Annotated in this window: 17 protein-coding genes; 12 read left to right on the forward strand and 5 right to left on the reverse strand. The window is 44.1% G+C overall.

The features are described 5' to 3' along the window. Nucleotides 1-5 precede the first annotated feature (5 nt). The 3 genes from PUW25_RS10035 (at nt 6) to PUW25_RS10045 (ending at nt 2,941) form a co-directional block, all read left to right on the forward strand. Nucleotides 6-1,763, forward strand: coding sequence for a sensor histidine kinase (locus PUW25_RS10035; protein WP_047909632.1), 1,758 nt, complete (start codon nt 6-8; stop codon nt 1,761-1,763). An 82-nt stretch (nt 1,764-1,845) separates the two neighbouring features. Then, a complete protein-coding gene (locus PUW25_RS10040) occupies nt 1,846-2,346 on the forward strand; it encodes a hypothetical protein (protein WP_047909631.1) in 501 nt (166 codons plus the stop codon). 70 nt (nt 2,347-2,416) lie between these two features. Then, nucleotides 2,417-2,941: a YdcF family protein gene (locus PUW25_RS10045; protein ID WP_052511644.1), complete on the forward strand. Its 525-nt coding sequence runs from the start codon at nt 2,417-2,419 to the stop codon at nt 2,939-2,941. A 77-nt stretch (nt 2,942-3,018) separates the two neighbouring features. On the opposite strand, the gene PUW25_RS10050 is transcribed toward PUW25_RS10045, so the two are convergent. Together PUW25_RS10050 and PUW25_RS10055 are read right to left on the reverse strand one after the other, a co-directional pair. Further along, entirely contained in the window at nt 3,019-5,082 is a 2,064-nt protein-coding gene (locus PUW25_RS10050) for an ABC transporter ATP-binding protein (RefSeq protein WP_274336971.1), read from the reverse strand. Between the two features lie 17 nt (nt 5,083-5,099). Beyond that, complete coding sequence (locus PUW25_RS10055; RefSeq protein ID WP_047909629.1) at nt 5,100-6,845, reverse strand: ABC transporter ATP-binding protein; 1,746 nt, start codon at nt 6,843-6,845, stop codon at nt 5,100-5,102. 495 nt (nt 6,846-7,340) lie between these two features. On the opposite strand from PUW25_RS10055, the gene PUW25_RS10060 reads away from it, so the two are divergent. Both PUW25_RS10060 and PUW25_RS10065 read left to right on the forward strand, forming a co-directional pair. Then, complete coding sequence (locus PUW25_RS10060; RefSeq protein WP_047909628.1) at nt 7,341-7,634, forward strand: HesB/YadR/YfhF family protein; 294 nt, start codon at nt 7,341-7,343, stop codon at nt 7,632-7,634. Between the two features lie 62 nt (nt 7,635-7,696). Beyond that, nucleotides 7,697-8,158, forward strand: coding sequence for an NUDIX domain-containing protein (locus PUW25_RS10065; protein ID WP_047909627.1), 462 nt, complete (start codon nt 7,697-7,699; stop codon nt 8,156-8,158). Nucleotides 8,159-8,271: 113 nt separating this feature from the next. On the opposite strand, the gene PUW25_RS10070 is transcribed toward PUW25_RS10065, so the two are convergent. From PUW25_RS10070 to PUW25_RS10080, 3 genes are all read right to left on the reverse strand, one after another. Beyond that, nucleotides 8,272-8,790, reverse strand: coding sequence for a hypothetical protein (locus tag PUW25_RS10070; protein ID WP_047909626.1), 519 nt, complete (start codon nt 8,788-8,790; stop codon nt 8,272-8,274). 150 nt (nt 8,791-8,940) lie between these two features. Further along, nucleotides 8,941-9,384, reverse strand: a complete 444-nt coding sequence (locus tag PUW25_RS10075; RefSeq protein ID WP_047909625.1) for a DUF441 domain-containing protein — start codon at nt 9,382-9,384, stop codon at nt 8,941-8,943. Nucleotides 9,385-9,405: 21 nt separating this feature from the next. After that, nucleotides 9,406-10,389, reverse strand: a complete 984-nt coding sequence (locus PUW25_RS10080; RefSeq protein WP_047910193.1) for a YpdA family putative bacillithiol disulfide reductase — start codon at nt 10,387-10,389, stop codon at nt 9,406-9,408. A gap of 220 nt (nt 10,390-10,609) precedes the next feature. On the opposite strand from PUW25_RS10080, the gene PUW25_RS10085 reads away from it, so the two are divergent. The 7 genes from PUW25_RS10085 to PUW25_RS10115 all read left to right on the forward strand — a co-directional run bounded on the left by PUW25_RS10085 (nt 10,610) and on the right by PUW25_RS10115 (nt 16,000). After that, the gene (locus PUW25_RS10085) at nt 10,610-11,203 is read left to right on the forward strand and encodes a DUF2087 domain-containing protein (protein WP_047909624.1); all 594 of its coding nucleotides are present in this window, start codon (nt 10,610-10,612) and stop codon (nt 11,201-11,203) included. Between the two features lie 452 nt (nt 11,204-11,655). Then, nucleotides 11,656-12,690 (forward strand): ribosome small subunit-dependent GTPase A, encoded by a 1,035-nt coding sequence (rsgA, locus tag PUW25_RS10090; protein WP_047910192.1) that lies wholly within the window; start codon nt 11,656-11,658, stop codon nt 12,688-12,690. A 51-nt stretch (nt 12,691-12,741) separates the two neighbouring features. Next, nucleotides 12,742-13,080: a L,D-transpeptidase gene (locus PUW25_RS10095; protein ID WP_047909623.1), complete on the forward strand. Its 339-nt coding sequence runs from the start codon at nt 12,742-12,744 to the stop codon at nt 13,078-13,080. Nucleotides 13,081-13,152: 72 nt separating this feature from the next. After that, the gene (locus PUW25_RS10100) at nt 13,153-13,680 is read left to right on the forward strand and encodes a GNAT family N-acetyltransferase (RefSeq protein WP_047909622.1); all 528 of its coding nucleotides are present in this window, start codon (nt 13,153-13,155) and stop codon (nt 13,678-13,680) included. A 190-nt stretch (nt 13,681-13,870) separates the two neighbouring features. After that, entirely contained in the window at nt 13,871-14,029 is a 159-nt protein-coding gene (locus PUW25_RS10105) for a hypothetical protein (protein ID WP_193745964.1), read from the forward strand. A gap of 158 nt (nt 14,030-14,187) precedes the next feature. Then, a complete protein-coding gene (locus tag PUW25_RS10110; RefSeq protein WP_047909621.1) occupies nt 14,188-15,093 on the forward strand; it encodes an ABC transporter permease in 906 nt (301 codons plus the stop codon). 16 nt (nt 15,094-15,109) lie between these two features. After that, entirely contained in the window at nt 15,110-16,000 is an 891-nt protein-coding gene (locus PUW25_RS10115; RefSeq protein ID WP_047909620.1) for a carbohydrate ABC transporter permease, read from the forward strand. Nucleotides 16,001-16,078 lie beyond the last annotated feature (78 nt).

A 16,078-nucleotide genomic window follows, 5' to 3' on the forward strand; every position in this document is an offset into this window, starting at 1 on the left:
TATATATGTACAATCATAAGCCGAAATTTCTTCCATTTGGTTGGAAGCTGCTCATTTCATATTTAATACTTATCATCCTTCCTGTCGCAATCCTCGGTTACACTGCGAATGCAATATTAGTAGAATCCATGCTGACTCAAACGAGAAATAACCTGCAAGGCACCTTGTCCCAGATGAGGGATAATGTAAGGTATAAGCTCGAAGATACAGGAAGAATTGCAGATATGCTCTATTATGACGAAACACTGGCCCTAAATTTAATGCGTTATGAAGAAGGGTGGATCAGCTATGAGACGACATCGACGATTCTTCTGCCCAAATTCAGACAAGCGGTCGAATCCACCAATCAGAAATTATGGTTGTCTATATATTTAAAAGATGATAATCTTCCAGAAATTTATTATGACTCTGGTGATATCGATTTGCTGCGGGTTAAACAGCAGTATTTTGATGTATATCATATCAGCCGCATACAGAATGAAGAATGGTATAAGGATTTTCCCAAAGAACAATACGGTAAGACGCAGACTTGGACACAGGTAGACGATGATAGTAAATTCGGAAGAATCTCACTTCTTCGGCGTCTTGTGAACACGATGAACCCTCTTGATCTGAAGGAGATCGGTTTTGTACGCGGCAGTGTCTATCTCTCCGAGCTGTTTGCAAGTCTTGATTACCAAAAAATTGGACCGGGAAGTCTGCTCCAAGTGGTTGACCAAGGAGGCAGCACGATGTATTCCTCCGGGGAGATCCAAACAGAGAAGCACAGCAGACAGCCCATTGAGAGCAGATCGGGTCACCTGCTTATTACGGAACAGCTGCCGGAGCTGGGATGGACGATTAATGCTTATGTTCCGCAGGATTTGCTTGAGATTGGTGTGCAAAAGGTCAATCAAATGACTTTGTTTATCAGCCTGTTATTCGTTGTTCTTATCAGTGCGGTAGCCGGATATATTTCCCGCTTTTTCTCCAGAAGGTTTGCCAAAGTCATCTCTGTACTTACGATGTTCCAGCAAGGTGATTTTCACAAGAGGATAGCATACAAAGGTAATGATGAATTTGCCATTATTGCAGATGCACTGAATCGAATGGGGGAGCAAACTGAACGTTTAATTGAAGAAGTATACGAGACCAATCTTAAGAAAAAGCAAGCAGAATTGGAATCGTTACAGGCTCAGATTAACCCTCATTTTTTGTATAATACATTGTCGTCGATTAGCCGTTTAGCGAAGTTTGGCCGTGTAGAGCAGCAGCATCAGATGATTATGAATCTGGCCAAATTCTACAGATTGACCTTAAATGATGGAAGAACGATTATCACGATTCATGATGAGCTTGATCAGGTGAAGGCATACCTGGATATTCAAAAAGTGAAGTATGGAGATCGACTTGATGTGGACTATTGTATTGATCCCGAAATTTTAAAGTTTAATACAATTAAGCTGATCATCCAGCCGTTCATCGAAAATGCACTGGAGCATGCGTGGGTTGGCGATCGAATCTATATTCGAGTCATTGGCGAATTAAAGGATGAGCATATTCTGCTTCAGATTATCGATGATGGCGTCGGCATGAAGGAGACATACGCTGCCCAGCTGCTGCAATCGCGGGATGAACGACAGAAGGGCTATGGCATTCTTAATGTGCACAGGCGAATTCAGTTGTCCTTCGGAGATGAGTATGGCGTATCCATCTACAGCCGTCCCGGCATAGGAACGAACATCTCAATTACCATTCCAATCCAAGAAAAGAACGTTATTTGACCAAGTATGATAGATTTTGGTTGATCTTTCCACAGCTTTCCGAGTAACATAAATGTAAGAAAGCAAAAAGGAGAGACAAGGTATGCAGGAGCATCGGCTGCTGGATAGTGAGCATTCTAAAGAATTGTTCTCTTATTACGGTTTGGCGGTATATTACTCACAGGCTTTAGAACAACAACTCGTCAATTTGCTGGTGCTTATGAAGCTCACGCAAGGAAAGGTCAGCCCCGAGGAAGAGTTAACTTCTTTATACTATAAGAAATTAGGGAACTCCCTCGGACAGCTGGTTAATGAAATACAGCACAATTTCGCTTTTACAGAAGAGGAAAGCGCCCTTCTTAATAATATTTGGAAGAAACGGAATTACATTGTGCATGATTATTTCAAGGAACGCATTCTGGAGACATTCAGCAGTGAAGGCCGCAGCCAGATGATTGAAGAGCTGATAGAATTTAAGGATCAGGCTCAGAATCTGGAGCAGAAGCTGTTATATTACACGAGGGAATTGCTAAATTCCCTTGAGCTGGAGGAAGAGGAGATCGATCAAGATCCGAGCGATGAAGATTCGAACACACAGGAGTAACAAATGGAGAACCATACGATACGCTTGTGTCCTAATAACAGGAATCTTATTTGTCTGGATGTGCATGACAATGTGGGAGATTGTCTCTTACAGTCATGAGGACCATCGGCGTCACGGCGATACAGCGGTTGTACTCGGTGCAGCGGTTTATGGCCATTCACCTTCACCTGTGTTTCAATCCCGAATTGATCATGCCATTCATTTATATCAAACCGGCGATGCGGATACGATGATATTTACAGGTGGTAGAAGTGAGAAGGACGCCCCTGCGGAATCTGAAGTAGGTCGAAGATACGCAATTCAACATGGAGTAGCACCTGAGGATATCTACATAGAGGATGTCTCACGCATTACAGAAACAAATTTGATTCAAGCAAAAAAGCTGGGAGATGCTCAGCTCATCAGTACCTACACGCTGGTAAGTGATCCACTGCATATGAAGCGTGCCGTGGTCATTGCTGAACAGCTTGGGATGGATGTGATATCCTCTCCAACGCCGAATTCAAGATATCAGAGTCTTCGTACAAAGGTTCCTTTCTTAATGAGAGAAACGTTTTTGCTGATGGGATATCGAGTCATTCAGTGGATAAAATAACTCTCTTGCGATATTTCGCAAGAGAGTTATTTTTGTTGTGTTATTTACGATTTTTCTGAACCGAAAGCATCGGCTTCTTAAGCATTACCCAATACTCCTGCGATACTGTGTGTATTCGCAGTCGTTTCAGATGCTCCAGTGCCATGCTGCAGCTGATACATTTGATAGTACCGGCCGCCCTTCTCCATGAGCTCGTCATGTGAGCCGCTTTCCACAATTTCTCCTTTATGCAGAACCAGAATCTGATCTGCATTGCGGATCGTTGATAGACGGTGCGCAATGATGAAGGTTGTTCTTCCTTTTTTCAATACCTCAAGTGCCTCTTGAATAATGGCTTCGGTTTCAGTATCAATATTCGCTGTTGCTTCATCGAGAATTAGGATCGCCGGATCATAGGCAAGCGCCCTGGCAAAAGATATCAACTGACGCTGCCCCGCAGACAGGGTGCTTCCTTTCTCAACAACCGGTTCATCAAACCCTTGAGGCAAATGAGCGAGCAGCTGCTCTGCGCCTACATCCCGGAGGGCTTTGACGACGGTTTCCCTTGCTATTTTTTTATCCCCAAGACTGACGTTGGAGGCAATCGTGCCTGTAAAGAGATAAGGGTCCTGAAGTACGATCCCCATGTGCTCACGCAGCCATTGTTTGGGAAGCTCTTGTACATTCTTGCCGTCTATGGTGATTGTGCCTTTCTGCGGATCATAGAACCGGAACAGCAGGTTAATGATTGAGCTCTTGCCGGAGCCAGTGTGACCGACCAGGGCAACGGTTTGCCCTTGCTTTGCTTCGAAGGAAATATTTTTAAGCACATAGTCTCGCTTGTAAGCAAAGGATACGTCCTTGAATTCTACATTTCCAAGATATCTCGGCATTGAACCGTCGGTGACATCCTCGCCTTTTTCATCCATGAGCTCAAATACACGGCCTGCGGATACCATGGAGGAATCGAGGTTTGCGAGTTGATTGACCATACCTGTAATCGGCTGGAAGAGACGTCCGAGAACATCGACAAATGCATATAAAACACCCAGTGAAATAATGCTTGTGCCGTCAATGGAGCCTGCACCGAAATAGAGCAGAATGATGGCAAAGGCCAGATTACGAAGAACGTTAACCAGGTTGTGGGAAGTGAAGGCGTTCAGATTCAGCATTTTGTTCTGATGCTTCATATAGTCTTCGTTTAATGCTTCAAATTCCTCATATGTTTTCTTCTGGCGACGGAACACACGGATGATGGACATGCCTTGGATGGATTCGTTGATCATCGCATTGATCTCACTCAAGCGGGAGCGGATCACCGTATTGTATTTTGTAGCAAATTTCCGGTATAGCACAATCCAGGCAATAAGGAGCGGAACAACAAACAAAGAAATAAGACCGAGCCTTACATCCAGGATAAACAGGGCAATGTAAACTCCAATCATGTTGATAATCCCTGAGAAGAAGTTGGAGAGAACAGCGACAAATAAATCTTTGACGGCTTCTGTATCGTTCGTTATTCGAGAAACGACTTTACCTGCCGGCAGATTATCAAAAAAATGAACCGGAAGCCTTTGTATATGTGCATAAACATCCCTGCGCAGAGCTTGTATGACCTTGTTCGCTGAGGATTGCAGCCAGTAGGTCTTCCCGAATTCCATGACGATGGCAACGATCAGGAATACAAAGTACAGTCCAATCAGTTTGTAGATTCCAGGCAGCTCGGGTTTGTAAAAAGCGAACAGCTCACTGGCACGAAGCGGAGTGGCCTGGTATGTTGCCGTCTGATCGCCTCTTGTTATAGTCATCTCACCGTTGGAGTAAGAACGCTCTCCTCCTTCAATGGTGACAGGTTCATCGATCAGGTAGAAGGTGCGTCCGCTCTGGAGCACACGAATTTCGTCCCCACGGGCCTCACCCGCTTCAAATCGATCACCGCGTTTAAAATATTGATCATTATACAAGACAGATTCGTCGCCGGGAGCCGCTTCATAATAAGGCTTTTCAATGGCGAGAACGTGATTGTCAATCATGTTCTTGGCGATGAATGGGCCGGCCAGATCAGCTGCAACACCAATAGCGAGCATGATTAGAGCCGCGATAAATGTCCCTTTTGATTTTAGTGCATATTCATATAATCGTTTAGCGGTGCTTTTTTTCATTGGATTGGCACACCTCCTTAACCTTCTAAATTGGATTCGACTTGCTGTCGTTCATATTGCTCGCGGTACCAGCCGTTCTGCTGAATCAATTCATCATGTGTACCTTGTTCAGTAATGATGCCTTGATCTAGAACAATGATATAGTCCGCATGCTCTATCGCAGATAGGCGGTGGGTTGAGATTAATGTTGTTTTGCTCTCGCGTTTATCGCGGATATTCTCAATAATTCGAGCTTCTGTTCTGGCATCGACCGCAGATAAGGCATCATCGAGAATTAGAATATCCGGGTCAGATATAAAAGCTCTGGCGAGAGATACACGCTGCTTCTGTCCGCCGGATAGAGCGATACCTTTTTCACCAACTAATGTATCCAGCCCATCTGATAATGTGCCAAGGTCACCATCAAATGCAGCAGTTCGAATGGCCTCCATAATGACATTATCTGCTGCTCCCGGTTTACCGAACTGTATGTTCTCTCTTACCGTTTTGGAGAACAGAATTTGCTCTTGGGGAACGTAGCCGATCCAGCTGTGCAGCTGATCTTTGGTTATGTCATCAATGGAAGCCCCGCCGATGAGCAGCTCCCCTGATCCAGAAGGATACTCATGCAAAATTTGCTTTAGCAGGGTCGATTTGCCGCTTCCTGTACGCCCGACAACCCCGAGGGTCTGTCCTTGTTTGATCTTAATATTGATATTGGTCAAATTGTCTACCGTTGAAGTAGGATAGCGGAAAGTTAACTGCTTCATTTCGATGCGATCAGGCTTATTCACTTGAACAGGCTGTTCTGCATCCTCGACGTCAGGTTTTACATACAGTGTCTCGTTTACCCGGTCAAGAGAGGCGTTGCCTCGCTGCATAATATTGATGAGTTCACCAATGGCAAACATTGGCCAGATCATCATCCCTAAATACATATTGAAGGATACGAGATCCCCAAGCGTAATCTCATTCTGAAATACAAGATAAGTACCATATCCAAGACCGATAATATAACTGAGTCCAACAAACAAGCGAATGGTCGGCTCAAAGAAAGCATCGAGCTTGGCGACCGCGAGATTCTTGCGGTAAACGTCATCAGTAATATCGTTAAAACGTTCTTCATCGTGACGTTCCTGTACATAAGCGCGAATAACTCGAACGCCAGCCACGGATTCAAGAACCTGGTCATTCATATCTCCAAATGCATCCTGTGCTAGCGTATATCGTTCATGCACTTTCTTACCGTATATCATCATGGCAATGGCGATAAAAGGCAGAGGCAGAACTGCAGCTAATGTCAATTTCCAGCTCACAAGGAATCCCATCGCTAATAGTACTGTGGCGAGATATGCAGTGGAGTCTGTCAGTGTCAGCATCCCGAAGCCTGCGGTCATGGCGACAGAACGAAGATCATTCGTCGCCTTCGCCATCAAGTCACCCGTACGATTCCGCTCGAAGAATGGCGGCGTCATTCGAAGCAGGTGCCCCATATATTTTGAACGCAGGAGCTTCTCCACAAGATTGGCCCCGCCAAACAACTTGTGCATCCATACATATGTAATGAGGTAGATGATCAACAGCATGCCGAGAATAAAGAAAATATAAGTGAGGAGAGAAGACCAAGTAATTGAGCCAGTAACGATGTCGTCGACGGCAATGCCGAGTACTCTTGGAGGAACGAGTTCTAAGACACCAACGAGAATAAGCAGAAGCATACCGACTGCATATCGCCTTCGTTCTTGCTTGAAATACCAGCCTAAATTTTTTAATACAGCGAACAAGTAAATCCCTTCCTTTCCTATCTGAGAATGTGACACGATTCTTCTTCTAGCAGTGAAAATACCGATTGAAGCGACAAAAAAGGCACACCGCTTTCGCAAACGGTATGCCTCATTATTTATCAGGTTCATACGCAGCAAAGTCACGTGCGTGAGCAGAACTGCGGGTGAATTCATGTAGAAGTGTATTCAAATAAACATTTTAAAACGTGTGAATTATCTTCCATCTACCTGGCTGCTCTATATGAAGTTGTCTGAGCTGTAGTGCGTAATCATTCAGATTAATCATTAGAGTCACCCTTTCATTTGGAATTGAATTCGTTAGGAATCGTATGAGAGGATATTACCACTGGACTAAATATCTGTCAAACTTTTTTCACAATTTGGGTGTTTCAGATAAAGTCTGACAGCTCCTAACTACAGATCTGTCATTTGTAATCTGAGCCCAAGGACGATATGATAATATAGACACAAAACGATGAGGAGTTGACCTTTTAAATGAGCATTCATGTGACGGAATCAGCCGCTAACTGGTACAAAAAAGAGCTGGGTGTCAAAGATGGCGAAGCCATTCGCTTCTATGCCCGTTATAGTTCGGGCGGCGGGCTTCATCCGGGCTTCTCACTCGGTATTTCAGTCGAACAGCCAGAGTATCCGGTGGAGAGTACAGAGGTGTCCGGTATTTTATTCTTTATGGAAGAGCACGATCATTGGTATCTGAAAGGACATCGTCTGGATGTGGGATATATTGAAGCAGAAGACGATATTATATACCGTTATGAAACTGAATAACGCATTATGAAGTAAATTGGATGGTTTACAGCGTTTATGCCTTTAAGGGAGGGGACGATGAGGTGACTTCTGCCAAAAAAGATATGGCCCAATATGTTGCGAACAAATCGATGATTACGGTGAAGGCGGCAATAGCCGTAGTAAATGATCAAGGCCATATTTTGCTCCAAGAGCGCGCAGATGATGGTCTATGGTATATGCCCTTAGGTGTAATGAAGCCTGGTGAAATGCTGGAGGATACGGCATATCGTGAGCTATGGGAGGAGACGGGGCTGACTGCCGAAGTCATGATATTTGAAAGGCTTCTCTCTGGACCTGATTTCAAGCGAGAATATCCTTCCGGGGACGAGGAGTATTATGTGATCGGCCTCTTTAGAGCTCAAGGAATTCTGTATTCGGAATTAAACTATAGTTCAATGCAAGAAGGACCCATGCGATTTTTTGCATTAAATGAAATACCTGAGCTTTCTCCTGTGACCGCCCGTGTACTATCCGATTATTTAGATCTAACTGAATTGAACTAAAGAACAGCTTCTCCCAGGGAGGGGCTGTTTTTTTGTGCAAATTTAATAAGGATAAGCTGACATAGAAAAGAGCCGCTACATGCGGCTCTAATTGATCTGCGTCGTTCCACATACTACGCTGGGCCTGTTGTAAAATCATTATTTTCCAGGGCGAATTCAAAATCCTCGATATCATACACTTGTACAGGTACTCCAGCTTCAATGATACGGCCAATCCATTCAACCTGATCTGTGAGGAGTGGCTGTTGAAACCGCTGGGCGGTGAGTAGCAGCTCTGTTTCAATCGGGTCAAAAAACTCTCCGTACTGAGCAGTGTCCATAGCTCCAACAATGATGATCGAGACATGATCATCTAACGGGATTGAAGCGCTTTTTGCCCAGGGTACTTGAAGTGCCTTGCTTATTTTTTTTCTATTAAAAGGTTCCTCATAATAAGAAATAAGTTCGCCGATTTTCTGTTTCACATGCTGATCTTCCTGGGGAGACTCCATTAAAGGCTCTGTACTGGATTGCAATTCATACAATTCCAAGACCGTGGTATAAGGGATGAGGTATTCTACAGGCGCTGAAGGCGCCAGCAACTGACCATATATTGCGACCATCACGGCTTCAGTAACCAGTTGTCTTGGCATAGCTTATCCTCCTGCTGCAACTATGTATTTTGCTTTTTGACAATTGATAAGAGTATATCACAGTTTATCGGGGTCCATAAACAGCTATTATAACACGAAAAAAAGCAAGGGCGGTCAACTTCATACAGAAGCAGGATGGCCCTTGCTTGGTTATGACTTACCAATGAGTAGAGAGAGGATGCCTGCTGCAATCAAGGGGCCAACGGGAACTCCTTTAAATAGGGCTACACCGAGAACAGTCCCAATCAGCAGTCCGGCCACGACAGTGGGCTGACCACTCATTAAGGTGGCACCTCGACCTCCAAGATAAGCTACGAGCATCCCAACAGCAATGGCGGCAAGTGATTTCCAATGCATGAATGAGGATAGAAGGGTATCGATGCTAATCTTACCACTTGCCAGTGGAGCCATGACTCCGATTGTCAGTATAATAATCCCGACAGTTAACCCGTATTTCTCAAGCCATGGAAAAGCCTGCTGAGCTCCCGTAATCCGAATCAGCAGCAGCACGACAACGGCAATCGTAATTGGCGTGTTGTTACTAATGATGCCAAGAGCGGCAAATCCAAGTAATAATAGGGATGTCATATCCATTTTGTTCATCTCCCTACACCGTTAAGATCCCATTTTCCCTTTAATATGCTCGGCGATTAATCTTCCATGCCATCTGCCTGATTCAATAAACACTTCATTCGCATTTCGGCCGGAAGCAATGACGCCTGCTACATAAATTCCAGGAACACTACTTTCCATTGTTTCCGAATTATACAGTGGTTTATCCAGATCATCGGACATGGATACGCCTACTGAGGTGAGGAGCTTTCGATCCGGTCTGAATCCTGTCATCGCTAATACGAAATCGTTAGGCAGCTCAAAATCCACCCCTTCATTAGGAGTGACAATGACACGATCTTCAAGAATCTCAGTGACCCTTGATCCGAGATGCAGTTTAATTCTGCCTTTGGAGACCAAGCCTTCAAATAAAGGACGAACCCATGGCTTGATGTGTTCGGAAATGCTATGTCCACGGTATACCATATCGATCTCTGCATCTACACGAGCCAGCTCCATCGCCGCATCTACGGCAGAATTACTTCCTCCAATAATGGTGACCTTGGTCTTAGTATAAGGATGGGCCTCACGAAAGTAATGGGTGACTTTGTCTAAATGTTCTCCAGGTATGCCAAGATAATTAGGATGGTCGAAATATCCTGTGGCGACAACCACATTTTTCCCTTCGTAATAGACCGTCTCGCCAGTTCTATTTTTGGAGCTTACACGGAACCCTTCCTCTTCCAGAGGACGGATCTCATAAGCTTCTTCATACAGTGAAATTTCCAGGTTATAGTGTGCTGCTACTTTGCGGTAATAAGCTAGAGCTTCATATCGATATGGCTTATCATTTGGTGTACTGAACGGAATATCTCCGATTTCTAGCAATGCAGCCGTACTGAAAAACTGCATATTCGTTGGATACAAGTAGATCGACTGCACCACATTGTATTTTTCAATAATGACAGAGGATAGTCCCTGTTTACCGCATTCGATGGCTGCAGATAAACCGCAAGGTCCTCCTCCGATGATGATGACGTCTTTCAACATGCTACATTTCATCTCCCTTTTCTGCCCAATCATGTTTTTCAAGTATTTATTATCGTATCGTATTCTGCCGATGAATACCAGTAATTCGAAACCGTTCTTTGTTCGGGTTGACAATCGAAAATTATAAGAATATTATCTAATTAGATGAATATCAAATGTTATAATTATCAAATTAAGTTAAATGGATTCGGACTAAGAAGTGAGATGGAGGACATTTATGCAGCTCGATAAGATTGTGAATTACCACAAGGCACTCGCCGATCCCAATCGGATGCGAATGATGCTGTTATTATCTCAAGGAGAAATGAATGGACAAATGCTCGCAGATAAATTAAATCTATCCCAGCCTACAGTAACGCATCATGCAGCAAAGCTGAGAGAAGCAGGACTTATTAAGGAGCGAAGAGATAAGAATACGATCTATTTTACGCTGTATCCTTATCTCATTAAGGAGCACGCAGAAGCATCACTACATTTCATATTTAAGGGAGAGAGCCAGATGGTGGAAACAGACAGTAAGCAGAAATTGAAGGATTCAGTTATGAAAAATTTCTTTACGAAGGAAGGCAAGCTCAGATCCATTCCGGCTCAATACAAAAAGAAGCTTATTGTACTTCAGCATCTTGTAGAGCAGCTGGATAAGGGAAGAAAGTATCAGGAGAAAGAAATTAATGAATTTATCAAACAATATCATGAAGATTATGCCACGATCCGCAGAGAATTTATTATGCATGATTTCATGTATAGGGAGGAAGAAATATACGAGGTTAATCCGACAGAGATGTGGACGAAATGGGAGAACGTCAAATAATAGGTTTGACATAACAATGTACCATCCTGTAATATATGGAAAAATGATGAAGGAGGCGATATCTATGAGTAACCTATTGATGAATGTAAATGTTGTTGCTTGTAACTATCGTCTCCCGATCGGACAACAATCATCTTAGATTTAATTGTTTCAGCTGTCTTCTATGGAAGAGCTGTCAATTCATCAGATGATGAAGATCCGTATGGGAGTATATCCTGTGCGGATTTTTTATGTGTTACTCCTGATTCTTATGTTGAGAGATGTTCAGCTTGAATTTGGAGGATCATGCCGCAGGGATATATCCTGCGGTTTTTTTGTTTGCTTCGGGAGACCTGTATGAGGTATAGAACACCCAATTAATGGAGGTAGAACATTTGAAGAATAAGATCCAGAGAACAGAGTTAATTGAATTTGGCTGGACTGCATCATGGGACCAGAAGTGGGAAGACGTGATGAGCACATTCAATCATGCTGAGAAAGAAACACTCCGGCCTGCTCGAATTACAACAGACTACGGACAGAAGTACGGCATCTTAACAGCGGAAGGGAATAAGTTCGGAAGCTTGTCAGGAAAGGCTAGAGCCCTATTTAGCGAGGGGAGTAAGCCAGGTGTGGGTGATTGGGTCATCGTAAAAACATATGGTGATGATGACGATGCTCTGATTCATGGTGTGCTTGAACGAAACAGCGTGATCTCCAGACAGGCCGCGGGCTTTGAAACCAAAGAACAAATTATTGCTGCCAACGTCGATACCTTATTTATCGTGTGTGCTCTTAACGGAGATTACAATTCAAGAAGGCTGGAGCGGTATCTGATTATGGCTTGGAATAGTGGGGTTAATCCTGTCATTGTACTGAGCAAAAGTGATCTATGCGAGGATCTCTCTTCCTATCTGACAGAAACGGAAGCCATTGCTCCCGGCGTACCCGTCATTCCTGTATCCGCTCATTATGAATTAGGGAAAGAAGCCTTGGAAGTCTACACAGGCTCCGGTAAGACGGTTGCGCTGGTCGGCTCCTCAGGCAGTGGAAAATCAACCATGATTAACTGGCTTACAGGTGAAAGTCATCAGATGACTCAAGAGGTCCGGGAGGAAGATAGCAGAGGAAGACACACAACGACGCACAGGGAAATGTTTAGACTCCCGCAAGGAGGTATTCTGATTGATACTCCGGGTATGAGGGCCTTGTCGATCTGGGATGATGGCGAGGGCATCTCCCGTACCTTTGAGGATATTGAACAGCTCGCACAGCAATGTCGATTCACTGATTGTCAGCATCTAAAGGAGGTCGGCTGTGCCGTGAGGGTTGCAATTCAAACCGGAGAGCTGGAGACGAAGCGGCTGGAAAATTATCACAAGATGCTGCGAGAAATTCAATTTCAAGTCAAAAAAGAGGCTGTAGCTGCAAAAAAGAGCACTAGAAATGCGAAGCATAGTACGACTCGTGACAAAAAAGGCGGCTGGAGTAAAGAAATAGAAGATTAAGGCTGCGCTTATCCATTCGGCAGTGCATAGGATGAAATAGGAGGAATGCACATGCCAAATTATCGAATTATTGTTGATCTGTCTGATCATCAGCTGTATCTGCTTGATCATGATGTTGTCGTTCGAGCTTATCCCGTTGCGATTGGTGCAATGGTTACACAGACACCGGTTGGAGAATTTACAATTGTCAACAAGCAGCCCAATCCGGGAGGGCCATTCGGGGCTTTTTGGATGGGTTTGTCCAAAGCTCATTATGGAATTCATGGGACCAATAACCCTTCCTCAATTGGACAGAATGTGTCCCATGGATGTATTAGAATGTACAATCAGGATGTGCTTGATCTGGAGAGCAAAGTTCCTGTTGGCACAAGAGTGACCATAAGACCGTAGGGTGATGTGACAGAGGGTATTCGCTCTATGGCGACTACCCTGAGCATGAAATTCGTTCAGGAGGAATGAAAAATGATCATTAGACAAGCTGTATTCGAAGACGCAGCGGCCATTGCTAGGGTACATGTGGACAGCTGGCGAACAGCATATAAGGGAATTATCAAGGAAGAGGTCCTAGCCGGGTTATCCGTGGAACAGAGGACGATGAATTGGCAGAGACAGCTGGGTCCCGCACTTGATCAAACAGCAGTGTATGTAGCTGAGACGAAGGAAGGGGACATCGTTGGATTTGCGAGTGGGGGACCGAGCCGAACCCTTAGTTTCCCCTATGAAGGTGAATTATACGCGATATACATATTAGACAGCCATCGCAGCCAGGGAATTGGATTGCTATTATTGCAATCTATCGCGTTATTTTTGCGGGAACAAGGGCATAGTTCTATGTTTCTATGGGCACTTGAGGATAATCGATATCGAGCATTTTATGAGAAATGGCACGGGATTCCTTCTGGAGATAAACTCGTTCAAATTGGAGGAGAAGACTATACCGAAATTGCATATGGATGGGATAACCTCGATGAGTTACTGCGTTTTAAATGAATAAAATGGCGGGATTTGTCAGCCTTTGTTCTCATTCGTAAACTACACGGGGATGAGTAAAATATTTTGTGAAAAAGGGGATTACAGCTGTTTTGAAATGACAATTTATGGTTAATTCTGGTGTACCGGATCAATAGCGGGAGATACAGTCAAGCCGGACTGAGGAATAAAGAATAGGAGGCTGTTACCTATGTCAACGTCCATTGATCGTTTTATCCTTCATAAATTAAACAGCTGTAAGGAAGAGAACACAAGAGAGCATTTGCTTGAGTTATTCATGATACGCATCGAAATGGCGGCCAGAACTGAGGAAGTAATGAAGCGCAGGAAGTCTGTTTTTATCAGTTAGATTAGATTGGTCATCCGAAGGACCCTTCTTCAGTGAGGGTTCTTTTTTTTTGTGCTTCAGATAGTAGGAAGTCAACAAAAGATACCTGATGTCAACACCCTCCACTATAAAAGCGCTAGTGCATACTCCTATAATCAACTTGAAGGAGGAGACGGCATATGCGTATGAACATCAAGCAATTTATTCGAAACATCCCGCTTCATCTTATGATCCTGCCGGGACTTATTCTTGTCTTTGTTTTTAGCTATATCCCGATGGCAGGGCTTGTTATTGCATTTCAAAATTTCTCTCCAATCGCAGGCTTCAAAAATATGAACTGGGTGGGTCTCGATAATTTCAGGTATTTGTTTGATTTGCCAGGCTTCGGTCAAGTGGTATGGAATACGGTGTTTATCTCGGTCATGAAAATAGTTGCAGGACTTGTTGTCCCTGTCCTTGTAGCTTTGCTTCTAAATGAGGTGAGAAGAACTGGATTCAAACGAACCATTCAAACCATCATCTACATGCCGCATTTCTTCTCATGGGTAATACTGGCCAGTATTATCGTCGATGTATTGTCACCCAGCAGCGGAATCGTCAACATGGCTCTTAAAGCCGTCGGCATTGACCCGATTCAATTTCTTGCTAGTAATGAGTGGTTTCCATACATATTAGTTATTACGGATCAATGGAAGGAATTCGGGTTTGGAACGATCATCTATTTGGCCGCATTAACAAGCATAGATCATTCCTTATACGAGGCTTCTGTTATTGACGGTGCCGGACGATGGAAGCAGACCTGGCACATTACACTTCCGGGGATTCGCCCGATTGTCATTCTGATGGTGACACTGAGCCTCGGAAATGTTCTTAACGGAGGTTTTGATCAGGTCTTCAACTTGTATAATCCACTTGTATATGAATCAGGAGACATTCTGGATACGATGATCTACCGGATCGGTCTTCAGGACGCACAGTATTCAGTATCTACTGCACTGGGTCTTATCAAATCAGTCGTTTCGTTCGTCTTTATCGGACTCGGATATTATTTGGCTTATCGGTTTGCGAATTATCGGATTTTTTAGGAAGGAGGCTTACAACATGCATCATACGACCAAAGCCTATCGATGTTTCATCATATTTAATTACGTCATCTTAACCATTCTTGCTCTTCTCTGTTTATTTCCGATTGTAAACATCCTGGCGATCTCCTTCAGCTCAAGCGAAGCGGTAAAAGCAGGGAGCGTGACCTTCTGGCCTGTTGATTTCACACTGTCCTCCTATCAATATATATTGGAGCACAAGCAGTTTCTTAACTCCTTCGGCACAAGCCTGCTGCGAGTCGTGCTGGGGGTTCTGGTGAATCTCGTCTGTACGATTCTTGTAGCTTATCCCTTGTCCAAGGAAGCAGATAAATTTCGTTCAAGAACGGTATACGCCTGGATATTCGTTTTTACCATGCTGTTTAGCGGCGGATTAATTCCTGGATACCTTATTGTCAAAGAAGCGGGTCTGCTGGATTCCATATGGGCTCTAATTCTCCCGGGAGCAGTGCCGATCTTTAACGTATTGCTGATGCTGAATTTCTTCCGGGGACTGCCCAAAGAGTTGGAAGAAGCATCATGGAGGGACGGTGCGGGTCATCTGCGGACACTCTGGAGTGTATATCTGCCGATCTCCTTGCCAAGCATCGCCACAGTAACACTGTTTGCACTGGTTGGTCACTGGAATGCGTGGTTTGACGGTATGATCTATATGAAGAGTCCGGATCATTATCCGCTTGCAACATATCTTCAGTCCATGCTTCAGCAAGTACAGACGATCTCCACAGACAGTATGACCTTTGAAGATGCAGCACTACTGAATCAGATATCAGACCGCACAACACAAGCATCTCAAATCTTCTTGTCCGTCATTCCGATACTGCTTATTTATCCGTTCCTGCAGCGTTATTTTGTACATGGTCTTGTTGTAGGAAGCGTAAAAGGGTAAGATTCCATCAGGGAGCAGCAGTTAGCAGTAAAGGGGCCGTTTTCCGGCTCTTTTTTGCGTTAGGAGAGGAGTAGATGT

It is taken from the genome of Paenibacillus urinalis (assembly GCF_028747985.1).
In the GTDB taxonomy this organism is placed as follows: Bacteria; Bacillota; Bacilli; order Paenibacillales; family Paenibacillaceae; genus Paenibacillus; species Paenibacillus urinalis.

Excerpts from the sequence above, each read along its gene's own strand:
- rsgA (WP_047910192.1), top strand. The coding sequence starts at position 11,656 with ATGAGCACATTCAATCATGCTGAGAAAGAAACACTCCGGCCTGCTCGA.
- PUW25_RS10115 (WP_047909620.1), top strand. The coding sequence starts at position 15,110 with ATGCATCATACGACCAAAGCCTATCGATGTTTCATCATATTTAATTAC.
- PUW25_RS10060 (WP_047909628.1), top strand. The coding sequence starts at position 7,341 with ATGAGCATTCATGTGACGGAATCAGCCGCTAACTGGTACAAAAAAGAG.
- PUW25_RS10110 (WP_047909621.1), top strand. The coding sequence starts at position 14,188 with ATGCGTATGAACATCAAGCAATTTATTCGAAACATCCCGCTTCATCTT.
- PUW25_RS10040 (WP_047909631.1), top strand. The coding sequence starts at position 1,846 with ATGCAGGAGCATCGGCTGCTGGATAGTGAGCATTCTAAAGAATTGTTC.
- PUW25_RS10075 (WP_047909625.1), bottom strand. The coding sequence starts at position 9,384 with ATGGATATGACATCCCTATTATTACTTGGATTTGCCGCTCTTGGCATC.
- PUW25_RS10045 (WP_052511644.1), top strand. The coding sequence starts at position 2,417 with ATGTGGGAGATTGTCTCTTACAGTCATGAGGACCATCGGCGTCACGGC.
- PUW25_RS10085 (WP_047909624.1), top strand. The coding sequence starts at position 10,610 with ATGCAGCTCGATAAGATTGTGAATTACCACAAGGCACTCGCCGATCCC.
- PUW25_RS10050 (WP_274336971.1), bottom strand. The coding sequence starts at position 5,082 with ATGAAAAAAAGCACCGCTAAACGATTATATGAATATGCACTAAAATCA.
- PUW25_RS10070 (WP_047909626.1), bottom strand. The coding sequence starts at position 8,790 with ATGCCAAGACAACTGGTTACTGAAGCCGTGATGGTCGCAATATATGGT.
- PUW25_RS10035 (WP_047909632.1), top strand. The coding sequence starts at position 6 with ATGTACAATCATAAGCCGAAATTTCTTCCATTTGGTTGGAAGCTGCTC.
- PUW25_RS10105 (WP_193745964.1), top strand. The coding sequence starts at position 13,871 with ATGTCAACGTCCATTGATCGTTTTATCCTTCATAAATTAAACAGCTGT.
- PUW25_RS10100 (WP_047909622.1), top strand. The coding sequence starts at position 13,153 with ATGATCATTAGACAAGCTGTATTCGAAGACGCAGCGGCCATTGCTAGG.
- PUW25_RS10095 (WP_047909623.1), top strand. The coding sequence starts at position 12,742 with ATGCCAAATTATCGAATTATTGTTGATCTGTCTGATCATCAGCTGTAT.